Origin of the sequence: Hydrogenophaga sp. BPS33, assembly GCF_009859475.1 — a bacterium.
Classification (GTDB): domain Bacteria; phylum Pseudomonadota; class Gammaproteobacteria; order Burkholderiales; family Burkholderiaceae_C; genus Hydrogenophaga.
In genome coordinates this window covers 4322114-4335144 of record NZ_CP044549.1, presented here as the reverse complement: position 1 = coordinate 4335144, position 13031 = coordinate 4322114, and the positions used below count along the sequence as shown (strand labels likewise).

General features: G+C 65.6%; 14 protein-coding genes. 6 read left to right on the top strand and 8 right to left on the bottom strand.

Annotated elements, in window-relative coordinates; translation table 11 throughout:
* Positions 1-48: 48 nt before the first annotated feature.
* Entirely contained in the window at positions 49-1008 is a 960-nt protein-coding gene (locus F9K07_RS20145) for a TAXI family TRAP transporter solute-binding subunit (RefSeq protein ID WP_159595121.1), read from the bottom strand.
* A 263-nt stretch (positions 1009-1271) separates the two neighbouring features.
* Here F9K07_RS20145 and F9K07_RS20140 point away from each other — a divergent pair, with 263 nt between their 5' ends.
* Together F9K07_RS20140 and xerD are read left to right on the top strand one after the other, a co-directional pair.
* Positions 1272-2246 (top strand): tripartite tricarboxylate transporter substrate binding protein BugE, encoded by a 975-nt coding sequence (locus tag F9K07_RS20140; protein WP_159597020.1) that lies wholly within the window; start codon positions 1272-1274, stop codon positions 2244-2246.
* Positions 2243-3163, top strand: a complete 921-nt coding sequence (gene xerD / locus F9K07_RS20135) for a site-specific tyrosine recombinase XerD (protein ID WP_442907338.1) — start codon at positions 2243-2245, stop codon at positions 3161-3163. Before F9K07_RS20140 ends, xerD begins: the two co-directional genes overlap by 4 nt.
* 15 nt (positions 3164-3178) lie before the next feature.
* Here the strand turns inward: xerD and F9K07_RS20130 are convergent, their stop codons facing one another.
* The 4 genes from F9K07_RS20130 to F9K07_RS20115 all read right to left on the bottom strand — a co-directional run bounded on the left by F9K07_RS20130 (position 3179) and on the right by F9K07_RS20115 (position 6676).
* Entirely contained in the window at positions 3179-3706 is a 528-nt protein-coding gene (locus tag F9K07_RS20130; RefSeq protein ID WP_236581374.1) for a DUF1439 domain-containing protein, read from the bottom strand.
* Between the two features lie 96 nt (positions 3707-3802).
* On the bottom strand, positions 3803-4588 hold the full coding sequence (locus tag F9K07_RS20125) for an IclR family transcriptional regulator (RefSeq protein ID WP_159595119.1): 786 nt from the start codon (positions 4586-4588) through the stop codon (positions 3803-3805).
* A gap of 28 nt (positions 4589-4616) precedes the next feature.
* Positions 4617-5423, bottom strand: coding sequence for an enoyl-CoA hydratase/isomerase family protein (locus F9K07_RS20120; protein WP_159595118.1), 807 nt, complete (start codon positions 5421-5423; stop codon positions 4617-4619).
* 8 nt (positions 5424-5431) lie between these two features.
* Positions 5432-6676, bottom strand: a complete 1245-nt coding sequence (locus tag F9K07_RS20115; RefSeq protein ID WP_159595117.1) for a CaiB/BaiF CoA transferase family protein — start codon at positions 6674-6676, stop codon at positions 5432-5434.
* A 170-nt stretch (positions 6677-6846) separates the two neighbouring features.
* Between F9K07_RS20115 and F9K07_RS20110 the strand changes: the two genes are divergently transcribed.
* From F9K07_RS20110 to F9K07_RS20100, 3 genes are read left to right on the top strand one after another with little or no spacing between them, the layout of a single operon-like run.
* The gene (locus F9K07_RS20110) at positions 6847-7830 is read left to right on the top strand and encodes a Bug family tripartite tricarboxylate transporter substrate binding protein (RefSeq protein ID WP_159595116.1); all 984 of its coding nucleotides are present in this window, start codon (positions 6847-6849) and stop codon (positions 7828-7830) included.
* An 8-nt stretch (positions 7831-7838) separates the two neighbouring features.
* Positions 7839-9653, top strand: a complete 1815-nt coding sequence (locus F9K07_RS20105; RefSeq protein ID WP_159595115.1) for an acyclic terpene utilization AtuA family protein — start codon at positions 7839-7841, stop codon at positions 9651-9653.
* Positions 9650-10474, top strand: coding sequence for an enoyl-CoA hydratase-related protein (locus tag F9K07_RS20100; RefSeq protein WP_159595114.1), 825 nt, complete (start codon positions 9650-9652; stop codon positions 10472-10474). Before F9K07_RS20105 ends, F9K07_RS20100 begins: the two co-directional genes overlap by 4 nt.
* Before the next feature lie 10 nt (positions 10475-10484).
* Here the strand turns inward: F9K07_RS20100 and F9K07_RS20095 are convergent, their stop codons facing one another.
* The 3 genes from F9K07_RS20095 to F9K07_RS20085 are packed head-to-tail and all read right to left on the bottom strand — an operon-like array spanning position 10485 to position 12436.
* A complete protein-coding gene (locus F9K07_RS20095; protein ID WP_159595113.1) occupies positions 10485-10739 on the bottom strand; it encodes a DUF3297 family protein in 255 nt (84 codons plus the stop codon).
* A gap of 33 nt (positions 10740-10772) precedes the next feature.
* Positions 10773-11486, bottom strand: coding sequence for a YebC/PmpR family DNA-binding transcriptional regulator (locus F9K07_RS20090; protein WP_159595112.1), 714 nt, complete (start codon positions 11484-11486; stop codon positions 10773-10775).
* Between the two features lie 32 nt (positions 11487-11518).
* Positions 11519-12436, bottom strand: a complete 918-nt coding sequence (locus F9K07_RS20085) for an SdiA-regulated domain-containing protein (RefSeq protein ID WP_159595111.1) — start codon at positions 12434-12436, stop codon at positions 11519-11521.
* 67 nt (positions 12437-12503) lie between these two features.
* On the opposite strand from F9K07_RS20085, the gene F9K07_RS20080 reads away from it, so the two are divergent.
* Positions 12504-12932, top strand: a complete 429-nt coding sequence (locus tag F9K07_RS20080) for a VOC family protein (RefSeq protein WP_159595110.1) — start codon at positions 12504-12506, stop codon at positions 12930-12932.
* The last annotated feature ends 99 nt before the right edge of the window (positions 12933-13031 follow it).

The following is a 13031-nucleotide window of genomic DNA, read 5'->3' as shown; positions in this document are numbered from 1 at the left end:
GTGGGGCCGTTTCGGGTCAATGAAGGCCCAAGGCGGGACGCCTTTGCCTTATTTGATCAGGCCCACTTCTTTGTAGTAGCGCTCGGCGCCAGGATGCAGGGGCACCGGCATGCCTTTGATGGCGTTCTCGCGCTTGATCGTCTTGGCCGCGTTGTGCGCCGCGTAGAGCGTGTCGATGTTCTCGTATATCTGCTTCGTCATCTGGTACGCCAGCTCATTGGATACGCCAGCGTGCGTAGCGAGGAAGTTGGGGATGGCGGCGGTGGCCACGTCGGTGGTCTGTCCGGTGTAGGTGTTGGCCGGGATCACGGTGGGCTGGTAGGCAGGGTCCCCGACCTTGGCCACCACATCGGCAGGCACCGCCACGACCACGATCTTCACGGACGTGGCCAGATCTCGGATGGATGCGACACCCAGGCCAGCAGACTGCAGCGTGGCGTCCAGCTGACGGTTCTTGATGAGCTCGACCGACTCGCCGAACGGCAGGTACTCGACTTTGGACAGGTCGCTGTAGGAGAGCCCCGCCGCCTTGAAGATGGCGCGTGCGTTCAGCTCGGTACCCGACTTGGCGGCACCCACCGAAATACGCTTGCCCTTCAGGTCGGCAAGCGTCTTGATGCCGGAGTCGGCGCTGGCCACGATCTGGATGTAGTTGTTGTAAGTGGCGGAAATCCCGCGCAGCTTGTCGAGCTTGTTCGGGAAGCCGGCCTCAGCGTTGCCCTTCCAGGCGTCGGACAGGGCATCGGCCAGCGTGAAGGCCAGTTCTCCGCGACCGGCTTGCAGCAGGTTGAGGTTTTCGGCGGAGGCCTTGGTCACTTGCGCGGTGGAGCGCACGTTGGGAATGCCTTTGGCGTAGATTTGCGAGAGGGCGACGCCCATGGGGTAATACACACCGCTTTGGCCGCCAGTCAACACGTTGACGAATTGTTGTTGCTGCGCGGTGGCGGCACCCGCGATAAGCGCGGCGCCCAGGCTGAGGCTCAAGCCCACTTTGTGAATCAGACGCATGGTCAATGTCTCCTGTCGTCGTTAAAAAAGCGAGCGGCCAGAATACCGCAACTTGCCGCGAATGGGCCTCCGGTCCGAGACACCGGATGGGGCGGGTTTTCCCCGAGGCATCAGATGGCGCAGGCTTCGTGCGGCGAGTGATCGGCGCGTACGGGCCGACACCCGGGGCGCCATTGCTCCCTGGGCGCGGAGCCAGTCGAGGTTACATTGGCGTCGGGTTTGCATGTTTGTCATCGTCATCGCATTCAAGGAGGGCTCTCATGATGTTTCGTCGTCAGATGGTTTCAATAGGTCTGCTTGCCGTCGCTGTGACCGCAGCGGGCAGCGCGTGGGCACAGGCCTACCCGAACAAGCTCATCAAGTTGCAGGTGCCGTTCGCACCGGGCGGCACCACCGATATCGTGGCGCGGGTCATGTCTGATGCATTGGGCAAAGCCCTGGGCCAGAGCATGGTGGTGGAGAACAAGTCCGGTGGCGGCGGTGTGGTGGGTGCGACCGAACTCGCGCGCACCGCGCCCGATGGCTACGTGCTGGGCATGGCCACGGTGTCCACCACGGCGGCCAACCCGGCCATCAACCCCAAGATTCCGTACAACACGCTGACCGACTTCACGCCCATCATCAACATCGCGGCCACGCCCAACGTGATCGCGGTGCACCCGAGCTTTCCGGCGAAGGACTTCAAGTCGTTCCTGGCCGAGATCAAGAAGAACCCGGGCAAATACAGCTACGCCAGTTCGGGCACGGGCGGTATCGGCCACCTGCAGACCGAACTCTTCAAGAGCTTGACCAACACCTTCATCACCCACATTCCGTACCGCGGCGCTGGCCCCGCGCTCAACGACACCGTGGGTGGTCAGGTGCCGATCATCTTCGACAACCTGCCCTCGGCGCTGCCCTTCATCAAGTCGGGCCGCCTCATCGCCATCGTGGTGGCCGCGCCGCAACGCCTGGCCGTGCTGCCCGACATCCCGACCTTCAAGGAAGTCGGCCTGGAGCCGGTGAACCGCATGGCCTACTACGGCCTGATCGGACCCAAGGGCTTGCCGCAGGACGTGGTGGACAAGGTCTACAACGCCACCAAGCAGGCGCTCAACGACCCGGCCGTGAAGAAGAGGATCGAGGACACCGGCTCGCTGGTGGTGGGCAACTCGCCGACCGAGTTCACCGCCCAGATCAAGGCCGAGTACGAGGTCTACAAGCAGGTGGTGGCCAAGCAGAAGCTGTCTCTGGAATGATGGACCAGGCCCTGGCGTCGACCAGCGAAAACCTCGCTGGGGCCTTTGTCGACAGCCTCTGGCTGGAAGAGGGGCTTTCGCGCAACACGCTCGATGCGTACCGGCGCGATCTCGTGTTGCTCGGGCAGTGGCTGGCGGGGCACGGCAAGACGCTGCCCGAGACCTCGGAAGCCGATCTCAACGCGTACTTCAGCGAACGCCACGCCCAGACCCGCGCCACCACGGCCAACCGGCGCCTCACGGTGTTCAAGCGCTATTTTCGTTGGGCGCTGCGCGAGCGTTTCGTCGTCGTCGACCCGACGCTGCGCCTTTCGCCCGCGCGCCAACCGTTGCGTGTGCCCAAGACCATGTCCGAAGCGCAGGTGGAGGCCCTGCTCAACGCGCCCGATGTGGGCACGCCACTGGGTTTGCGCGACCGTTGCATGCTCGAACTGATCTACGCCAGCGGCCTGCGCGTGAGCGAGTTGGTGAGCCTGAAGACCTGGCACGTGGGCATGAACGAACACGTGCTGCGCATCACCGGCAAGGGCAACAAGGAACGCCTGGTGCCCTTTGGCCAGCTGGCGGGGCAATGGTTGCAACGCTATATGGGCACGTCGCGCGGCGAGATCCTCAATGGACTGCAGAGCGAAGACCTGTTCGTCACCTCGCGTGGCTCGCGCGCGGGGGAGGCCATGACGCGTGCCATGTTCTGGCAACTGGTGAAGAAATACGCGGCGCAGGCCGGTATCACCGTGCCGCTGTCACCGCACACCTTGCGCCATGCGTTCGCCACGCATTTGCTCAACCACGGCGCGGACCTGCGCGCGGTGCAGATGCTGCTGGGCCATGCGGACATTTCCACCACCACGATCTACACGCACGTGGCGCGCGAGCGGCTCAAGACCATCGTGGCGCAGCACCACCCGCGCGGGTGATGCGGCGCTGCCGCGTTACTTCAGTTCCACCCCGATCACCAGGCCCTTGGGCGTCACGGTGATCGTGCTGGGTTGCATGTTCATGCGGTCCAGCATGGCCAGGTCCTTGGGCTCGAGTTCGTGCAGCACCACTTCGCGCATCGACTGGTCGGCCAGGCGCGGTGCGTACAGGTTGAGCATCTCTTCCACGCGCGGCTGCAGTGTGGGGAACTTCAAGCGTGCCAGGCGCAGCTCGTGCGCGCGCAGCGTGCGGTCGCTGGCTTCGTAGCGCAGCTTGAAATCGAGGTCGAAGCTGCCCTGGTGCAATCGGTTGAGCGCCGGCCCCGTGGCTTGCACTTCCATGGCGGCGCGCAGGCGGTTTTCGTCGGGCAGCACCTGCAGGCGCGGTGTCTGCAGGTCCAGATCGAGGATGCCTTGCACGGGGTAGCGGCGCGGAAAACGCTTGCCGACCTCTTGTTGCATTTGGGCCAGCGAGACCGGATAGCCCTGCGGCGTGGCGCGCTCGGGGACTTCGCCATTGTCCGCCCGGGCGTGCAGAGGCAAGCTCCATGCGAGCGGGAGGAGGGCGAGGAGGATTCTGCGTTGCATGGGGCGTTGGACGCGCACGCGTGCGCCGGGTTCCGCGTGCGCCACGCCTGCTTACACCTTGCCCTGGTGCTGGCGTTGGAAGGCCTGGACAGCCTTGCCCAACACCAGGCGGCTCTGCTCCAGCTTGGTGTCCATGCGGTAGCGCGGAATGCCGATGGTCACGGCGTAGTGCTGGCTGCCCAACTGCAAGGGCATCGACAGGGAAATGGTGTCGTCGCGGTGTTCACCGATCGCCAGGAACCAGCCTTGTGCCAAGCCGGCCTGGATGCGCGCTTCCAGTTCCGCCGGTCCTTTGCTCGTGGCCGAGGTGTACGGCTTGTAGTCCAGGCTCTTGATCAGCACCGCCCTTTCTTCGTCGGGCAGGGTGGACAGCAGCGCACGGCCCGCAGCCGACGCGTACAGCGGCTTGAGTTCGCCCGATCGGGCCGCGATGCGCACCTCGTGCGTGCACTCGACCACATCGAGGTACAGCACCTGCTGGTCCATCATCTTGGAGAGGATCACGGTTTCGCCCGAGCCGTCGCGCACTTCTTCGAGCATGGGCTCGAGTGCCTGCAGCACCGGGTCGTTCTCCGACACCGCGTGCGCCAGCTCCAGCCAGCGCCGCGTGGGGTAGTAGCCGCTTTCGCGTCCCACCGGATAGAGAAAGCCCGCGCGGCGCAGGGTCTCCATCAAGGCCGAGCAACTGGACTTGGGCAGGTCGAGGTGGCGGCGCAGGTCGGCGGCGGTGGCGGGTTTGCGGGTCTGGGCGAAGAACTCCAGCACCTTGAGCACCCGCAAGGCGCTCTTGACGTTGCTGCCTTCTTCGCCTGAAAGGGAGGGCGTTTGTTCGACCATGTCATCCACCGTTTGAATGCGGCGGATTCTATCCAGTGGGCTGTCGAGGTGCCCACTGCGGCTCGCGCTTCTCCAGAAAGGCCGAGACACCTTCGCGCACATCGGTCCCGCGCAGACACCGCGAGCGCAGACGCAGTTGCGTCTGAAGAGCCTGCTCCCACGGGTGGCCGGTGGTGGCGCGAAACGCCCGCATGCCCAGGTCCAGCGCGCGCGGGCTGGCGCGTGCGACCTGCTGCGCCAGCGCGCGGGCTTGGGCGTCCAGGGACGAAGGCGCCACGACGTCGCCCACGACGCCGGCCGCCAGTGCCTGTTCTGCGTTGAGTTCTTCGCCGGTGAGGGCCAGTTGCAGCGCGCGCCGATCGCCCAGCGCCTTGCGCAAGGCGGGCATGAGCAGGAATGGAAACAACCCCAGGCGCACCTCGGGGCAGCTGAAGCGCGCGTTGCTGGCGGCCACCACCAGGTCGGCGGCGCACGCCAGTCCGAAGCCTCCGCCGATGGCCGCGCCCTGTATGCCCACGACCACGGGCTTGGGAAAGTCGCCCACGCGCCGGAACAAGTCTGCAATGGGTTGTGCGTGCGCCACCAGGGTTTCTTCGTCATGTGCGTGGGCCTGCATCAGGCTCTTCAGATCCGCACCTGCCGAGAAATGCGGACCCTCGGCCAGGATGAGCAGCACGCGCACCTCAGGGTTCTGTTGCGCAAGGTCCAGCCCGCGGTGCACGCCACGCAGCAAGGAGGTCGAGAAGGCATTGCGTGTGTCGGGCTCGGCGAGCGTCAACTCGCCCACGTGACGCTCGACCGTCCAGCGCACGCCGTCCAGAGGCGAAGCTTGCACGCTCGGACTCACCACTGCGCCTCGGGCATGCGTGCCTGCGCGACGATGCCGTCCTGCACCAGTGCGGCGATTTCCGCGGCGTCGAAGCCGGCTTCGCGCAGCACCTCGTCGCTGTGCTCGCCCACACGGGGCGCGGGTCGCGTGGGCTGGGGTGGCGTGCGGGACCAGTGGTTGGGGTGGCGCGTGCGCCGCAACACGCCTTCGCTCGGGTGTGATTCCTTCGGAAAGAAGTTCACCGCTCTCAGGTGTTCGTCTTCGAGCAGGCTGTGCAGGTCGTGCACTGGCATGTTGGGAACGTCGGCCTCTTCGAACACACGCAACCAATGCGCCGAGGGCCGGCCCGCCAGCAACTGTTCGAACTCGGCGTAGATGGCGTCCACGTGCTGGTTGCGGGACTGCATGGTGTGCAGGCGGGTGTCGCGCTCGAAGTCGTCGGCGCGTCCGATGACCTCGTAGAGACGGCGCCAGTGGCGGTCGGTGAAGGGCATGGCCGCGATGTAGCCGTCCTGCGTGCGATAGGGTTTGCGGCCGGCCGCGAGCAGGCGCGCGTAGCCCCCTTCGCCCAAGGCAGGTTCGAAGCTCAGGCCGCCCAGGTGGTCGGCCATCACCATCGACACCGTGTTCTCGAACATCGGAATGTCGATCCGTTGTCCCAGCCCGCTGCGCTCGCGCTCGTATAGCGCCGCGCAGATCGCCAGCGCCGCATTGAACGAGGCGTTGCGATCGGCGAGTGCCAACGGCACGTACTGCGGCGCGGACGAGAGCTTGCGGCTCATGATGTGCGCTACACCGGCTGCCGACTGGATCAGATCGTCGTAGGCGGGCTTGTCGGCATAAGGGCCGTCCTGCCCGAAGCCGAACAGGCCCACGAAGATCAGGCGTGGGTTCGTTTCGGCGAGCACGGCGTGGCTCAGGCCCAGGCGCTCCATGGCGCGGGCCCGCATGTTGTAGAGCAGCACGTCGGCCGTGCGCGCCAGGCGCAGCAATACCGCGCGGCCGGCCGGCTTTTTCAAGTCCAGACCCAGCGCGCGTTTGCCTCGGTTGGAGTTCATGTAGATGTGACCCATGCCCTCGCCGCGCGCAGGCCCGATGCGGCGCTGGCTGTCGCCATCGGGGGGCTCGATCTTCACCACGTCGGCACCGAGCTCGGCCAGCATCTGACCGGCGAACGGCCCGGAAATCACGGCCGACAGATCCAGCACGCGCACACCGGCCAGCGGCCCATCTCCTGGGTTTTTTGTTTTTTGGTTCATAAATGAGAACTATGGATCATGGATGGGTTCATTTTCCAGAAGGCCATCGCGATGTCAAGTGGCAAATGATTAGGGTAATTTCCTATCGATGTCGGGTCTCGACGCTTCTTAAAATTAAGTTCATGAACATGACTTGTGGTTCATGTATATGAAATTTACAGGAGACAACCATGCGCAGACGGAAACTTCTTCAACTGAGCGGTGCTTGCCTGGCCGCTGGTGTGGCCCCGCACGTGCGGGCGAACGAGTCGGTGGAGGCCTACCCTTCCAGGCCGATCAAGCTCATCGTGCCGTTCAGTCCCGGTTCGCTGACCGACGGCACCGCGCGCCTGTTCGCGCCCAGAATGGCCGAGGCGCTCAAGGGCACCATCGTGGTGGAGAACATTGCCGGGGCCAGCGGCATCATCGGCAGCGAAACCGCGGCCAAGGCCGCCCCTGACGGCTACACGCTCGTGATGGGCGGTGTGACCTCCCACGGCACGCTGGTCTCGTTGATGAAGAAGCTGCCCTACGACGTGAACCGCGACTTCACGCCGATCGGCCTGGCCGTGGCGCCACCCGCGTTTTTCGTCGTGCATCCCTCGGTGCCGGCGCGCAACCTCAAGGAGTTTGTCGAGTGGTCGCGCACGCAGCCGCAAGGCGTGAGCTATGGCTCCTCAGGCGTAGGCTCCTCGGGCCACCTCACGGCCGAGCTGTTGACCATGAAGACCGGGGCCAAGCTGGTGCAGGTGCCCTACAAAAACGTGGGCCAGGCGATCACCGACTTGATCGCGGGCCACGTGAAGATGATGATCTACTACGCCCCCCTGTTGCCCCACGTGCGCAAGGGCGACCTGCGCGCATTGGCGGTGCTGTCGGACCAGCGGGCCAGCTTCGCGCCGGAAGTGCCGACCGCGCGCGAGCAGGGCTTCGAGAACGTGACGTCCAGCGGCTGGGTGGGTGTGCTCGCGCCGGCCGGGTTGTCGACGCCGATCCGCGACAAGCTCTACGCTGCCTTGAAGCTGGCCTTGGACGACCCGGGCCTGCGCAAGACCCTGGCCACGCAGGGACAGGAGGCCATACCGTTGCCGCCCGCGGAGTTCAAGGCCTTCATGAATTCGGAGATCACGCGCTGGGGCGAGGTGGTGCGCGTGTCTGGCGCGACGATGGAGTGACAAGGTCCATGAACCCAGGACGAGAAGAGCTGCGCATCGGCGCAGGAGCCGGCTTTTGGGGCGATTCGCCCGATGGGCCCGCGCAGCTGGTGCGCCAGGGCGACATCCACTACCTGGTGCTGGACTACCTGGCCGAGATCACGTTGTCGATCATGGCGCGGGCCATGGAGCGCCATCCGCAAGCGGGTTACGCGACGGATTTCGTGACGCACGTCATCGCCCCGCTGGCGAAGGAGTTGGTGTCCAAAGGCGTCAAGGTCGTGGCCAACGCGGGCGGCTGCAATCCGCTGGCCTGCCAGCAGGCGCTGGAACGTGAATTGGCCAGGCAGGGCATTGCGCTGAAGGTGGCGGCGGTGACCGGGGACGACGTGCTGGGCGAGGTGCGGGCTGCTGCCGGCACGTGGCGGGAGATGTGGAGCGGTGAGCCGCTGCCCGAACGCATGGCCACCGCCAACGCCTACCTGGGTGCGTTTCCGATCGCGCGCGCCCTGGCCGCTGGGGCGGACATCGTCATCACCGGCCGCTGCGCCGACAGCGCGCTGGTGCTCGGTCCCTTGGTGCACGAGTTCGGCTGGTCGCCCACCGACTGGAACCTGCTGGCCGCGGGCTCGCTGGCTGGCCACGTCATCGAGTGCGGCGTGCAGGCCACGGGGGGCTATGCCACCGACTGGAAAGCCACCGCGAAAGACTGGGCCGACATGGGTTTCCCGATTGCGGTGTGCCGCCGCGACGGCAGCTTCACCGTGACCAAGCCGGCGCAGACCGGCGGGCGTGTCGACGTGGATGTGATCAGCGAACAGGTGACCTACGAAACCGGCGACCCGCAGAACTATGTGTTGCCCGACGTGGTGTGCGACCTGTCCCAGGTGCGCGTCGAGCAGGTCGGCCCCGACCAGGTGCGCGTGAGCGGCGCGCGCGGCAAGCCGTGCACGCCCACGTACAAGGTGTCGGTGACCGCGCCCGAGGGCTACCGTTGTCTCGCCACCATGATGGTGCGGGGCATCGACGCGGCCGCGAAGGCCAGGGCCATGGGCGAGGCGATCCTGGCGCGTTGCCGCCGGATGTTCGATCAGAACGGCTGGGCCGACTTCGCGGAAACCTCGGTCGAGATCCTGGGCGCGGAAGAAAGCTACGGTCCGCACGCGGCCACCCGTGCCTGGCGCGAGGTGGTGCTCAAAGTGGCCGCTCGCCACACCGAGGCGGCGGCGCTGGAGCTTTTTTCGCGCGAAATCTTCCCCAGCGCCACGGCGATGGCCCCCGGCATCTCGGGCATCTTCGGTGGCCGGCCCAAAGTCCAACCCGTCATGCGCTTGTACTCGGTGTTGCTGCCCCGATCGTCCGCGCAGGTTCGCGTGCATGTCGGTGAGCACGTGTTGGACGACGTGGCCGGGCCACCCGCCAGCGCATGGGCCGCACTGCCCGCGCGGCAGGCGCCACCGGTCACTGCCGATGCACCCGCGACCCGTGCCGCGCCGGACGGCACTCGAACGGTTCGGCTGATCGATCTCGCCTACGCGCGCAGCGGCGACAAGGGGGACGCTTCGAACATCGCCGTGATCGCGCGCAAGCCGGAGTACCTCCCGGTGATCGCCGCGCAATTGACCGCCGAACGCGTCGCCGATCATCTGCGCCATCTGGCCGAAGGGCCCGTGACGCGCTTTGACTGGCCAGGCCTCAACGCCTTCAACTTCCTGATCGAACGCGCGCTCGGGGGCGGCGGTGTCGCATCCCTTCGCTACGACCCCCAGGGCAAGAGCCATGCGCAGATGCTGCTTGAAGCACCCTTGCACGTGCCCGCCACATGGAGCATCGAAATCCCATGACATCGAACACAACCAGCAGCGCCCCGGGTGTGGCACCCGACGGCGTGTTGTGCGAAGTGCGCGACGGCGTCTTGCACATCACGATCAACCGCCCCGAGCGGCACAACACCATGACGCAGGAGATGCTCCGGCAACTGGCGCAGGCTTTCGATAGCGCAGGGCAGCGGCGCGATCTCGATGCCGTGGTGCTCACCGGCGCGGGCAGCAAGACCTTCTGCGCGGGCGGGCAACTGACGTCGAGCCAGGAAGGCCGGCCGTTCGATCTCGATGCCGAGCGCTTCGACCACCCCGTGGCCGACCTGTTTCGCGCCATCGAGCGTTGCCCGCATCCGGTGGTGGGGCGCATCAACGGCAGTGCCTTCGGCGGGGGCGTGGGCTTGGTCTGCGCGTGCGACATCGCCATTGGCGCAACGGGCGCGTTGTTCGGCACCACCGAAGGCCGCGTAGGCCTGTTTCCCATGATGATCCTGCCCGCGCTGCAGCGCGTGATTCCGCGCCGGGCGCTGATCGAGATGTGCTTCTACGCCGAGCGGTTCGGCACCGAGAAGGCGGTCCACATCGGCTTGTTGAACAGCGCCGTGCCGCCCGAGGAGCTGGATGCGGCGGTCGATCAAGCCATTGCCAGGCTGCGGCTGTGTGCGCCCACGGCGTTGCAGATCGGCCGGCGGGCGCTGAACGCAGCGTCGGACTTGTCGTATGCCGATGCGCTGAACTACACGCAGGCCCTGCTGCCGCTGTTGGCGCAAAGCGCCGATGCGCAGGAAGGCTTTCGTGCTTTCGCCGAGCGCCGGCCAGCGAACTGGCGGCAGCGCTCGGCGTGAGCAAGGGACGCTATTTGTAGAACGCCTCCACCTGGCCCTTGAGCTTGATCAGCAAGGGATTGCCCTTGCGGTCCAGCGTCTTGCCCGAAGGCACTTTCACCCAGCCTTCGCTGATGCAGTACTCGACCACATCGAAGCGCTCCTTGCCGTTGAAGTGGATGCCGATGTCGTGCTCGAACACGGCGGCCACGTGGTGTGGGCTGCGGGCATCGATGGACAGGTGGTCGGGCAGGGGCGGGCGGGAAGGGCTGGTGGTGTCGTTCATGGCTGCGATTGTCGGTGAGAAGCGGTGGGCGACTCAGCCCCCCAGGCCGGCGAAGACATTCTGCACGTCTTCGTTCGCGTCCAGCGCGGCGAGAAACGCCTCCACCTCTTCCAGGTGTTCGGCGCTCAGGCTGCCGGGGTCTATCGGGTTCTTGGGCCTGTAGCCCAGCTTGGAGGAGAGCACGGTGAAGCCCTGCGCGGGCAGCGCGCGGCCGACCAGGTCGAGGTCGGTGGGGTCGGTCAGGAACAGGGTCACGCCTTCGTCGTGTGCCGGGTGAAAGTCCTGCGCGCCGGCTTCGATGGCGGCCAGCTCCGGGTCCGCGTCCTTTGAGCTGGGTTCGGCCTCGATCATGCCCACGTGGTCAAAATCCCAGGCCACCGAACCCGAGGTGCCCAACTGGCCCTTGCGAAACAGCACGCGCATCTCGGAGGCCGCGCGGTTCAGGTTGTCGGTCAGGCATTCCACTATCACCGGCACGCGGTGCGGCGCGAAGCCTTCGTAGACCACGTGCTCGAAGTGCACCGTCTCGCCGGTGAGGCCGGCGCCCTTCTTGATGGCGCGGTCCAGCGTGTCCTTGGGCATGGAGACCTTGCGCGCCTGCTCCACCACCAGGCGCAGCCGCGCGTTCGAGGCCGGGTCGGCGCCATGCCGCGCGGCGATCATGATGTCTTTGGCGAGTTTGCCGAAGAGCCTGCCCCTGGCGTTCGCGGCGAGGTCCTTGTGTTTGGCTTTCCATTGCGCGCCCATGGTGGTGCTCCTGTCTGTGTGAGGGGGATAGTCTACGGGCTCGTCTTGCGTTCGAAGCGGTAGAACAGATTGGGCTCGGACAGCACGTAGATGGCACCGTCGGGGCCCACGGCAACACCTTCGGGTTGGGGAACCTTCTTGCTCAGGCCATGAAACCCGCGCCACAAGGGCAGCATGCTGATCGGGTGGCCATCGGGCCCGTAGGCCACGATCAGCGCGGACTCGTCGCTGAGCAACAGCAACTGCCCGGTCGGCTCGTGCAGCGTGAGCGAGGACAGGTCGCTCATGAACAGCGAGGCCGCGCTGGACGACTGCCATTCGCTGATGTCGATGTTGAAACCCATGGATTCGTTGAACACGTCCAGCCCGCTGATGACCAGCACGCGCAGCGGCATCTTCTCCTTCACCACGAACAGCCGGTGCTCCAGACTGTCCCAGGACACGCCTTCAAAACTGGCGTTGTGCACGGTGTCGATGCTCAGGCCCAGGCTGGACGCGCCTGTGACCGAGACGCGCTGGGTGTCGGGGCCGATCCGCACCCAGTACATGCTGTGGCTGGCTTCGTCGGAAATGACGTAGGTGTCCCGCTCCACGTAGGTGATGCCCTCGGGGTCTTTCAGGCCGTCGATGTCGATCACGCGCAGCAGGCGGCCATCGGTGGTGAGTTCAGCGACTTGCGGCGGGCGGTTGATCACGGTGAACAGGGTGCCGGTTTCCTCGTTGAAGGTCAGCCCCGAGGTGTTGCGCGTCAAGCCCTGGATCGGCAAGCCCTCCACCGCCACGCGGTAGTCGGGCAGCCACAGTGCCGTGTCCTTCCACTGCGCCGCGTTGAGGGTGGTGGTGAGCCAGTAGAAACCCAGTGCCAGGACTTTGAAGTACCAGATGAAGAGGAACCCCGCCGCCAGCAGCGCGGTCCAGAGACAGGGTTTGCAGATTTTTACGCCAGGCATCGGTTGGAGTTTAGTGCTGGGTACCGCTAGGATGGTTTCCCTTCCTCGTCCTGAAACAGGAGTGCCCATGGAAACACACGAACTGCACCGCGGTCGTCTGATCGACCATATTCAATTGGTGGTGAAGGACCTGCCCGCCAGCAAGGTGTTCTACACCGCCGTGTTCAAGGCGCTGGACATTCCCCTGAGTGGCAGTGGCGACGACTATTTCTGGGCCGATGAGCTGTTCGTGTCCACGGCCGACAGCGAGGCTGCGAACGGCGAGCTGACGGGCCGCCACCATCTGGCCTTCCAGGCGCAGGACAAGGCGATGGTCGATGCGTTTTACAAGGCCGCTTTGGACGCGGGTGGAAAGGACAACGGCGCCCCAGGCATCCGGAAGTACCACCCGGGTTACTACGGTGCCTTCGTCATCGACCCCGATGGCAACAACATCGAGGCGGTGTTCCATGGCGAGGCCAAACGCAGCGCGGCCTCGGTGGTGGTGACTTTCTAGGGCCTGTTCACACTATTTTTCCAAGATGCGTTGCGGATCCAAAAGGCCATGCGCAAGGCGCGAAACGCAGACGGGCCGGTGGCCCGGCGAGGCTTCGCA

Coding starts and splice junctions, on each gene's coding strand:
- F9K07_RS20145 (WP_159595121.1), bottom strand. CDS start 1,008: ATGCGTCTGATTCACAAAGTGGGCTTGAGCCTCAGCCTGGGCGCCGCG.
- F9K07_RS20140 (WP_159597020.1), top strand. CDS start 1,272: ATGTTTCGTCGTCAGATGGTTTCAATAGGTCTGCTTGCCGTCGCTGTG.
- xerD (WP_442907338.1), top strand. CDS start 2,243: ATGATGGACCAGGCCCTGGCGTCGACCAGCGAAAACCTCGCTGGGGCC.
- F9K07_RS20125 (WP_159595119.1), bottom strand. CDS start 4,588: ATGGTCGAACAAACGCCCTCCCTTTCAGGCGAAGAAGGCAGCAACGTC.
- F9K07_RS20115 (WP_159595117.1), bottom strand. CDS start 6,676: ATGAACCAAAAAACAAAAAACCCAGGAGATGGGCCGCTGGCCGGTGTG.
- F9K07_RS20110 (WP_159595116.1), top strand. CDS start 6,847: ATGCGCAGACGGAAACTTCTTCAACTGAGCGGTGCTTGCCTGGCCGCT.
- F9K07_RS20105 (WP_159595115.1), top strand. CDS start 7,839: ATGAACCCAGGACGAGAAGAGCTGCGCATCGGCGCAGGAGCCGGCTTT.
- F9K07_RS20100 (WP_159595114.1), top strand. CDS start 9,650: ATGACATCGAACACAACCAGCAGCGCCCCGGGTGTGGCACCCGACGGC.
- F9K07_RS20095 (WP_159595113.1), bottom strand. CDS start 10,739: ATGAACGACACCACCAGCCCTTCCCGCCCGCCCCTGCCCGACCACCTG.
- F9K07_RS20090 (WP_159595112.1), bottom strand. CDS start 11,486: ATGGGCGCGCAATGGAAAGCCAAACACAAGGACCTCGCCGCGAACGCC.
- F9K07_RS20085 (WP_159595111.1), bottom strand. CDS start 12,436: ATGCCTGGCGTAAAAATCTGCAAACCCTGTCTCTGGACCGCGCTGCTG.
- F9K07_RS20080 (WP_159595110.1), top strand. CDS start 12,504: ATGGAAACACACGAACTGCACCGCGGTCGTCTGATCGACCATATTCAA.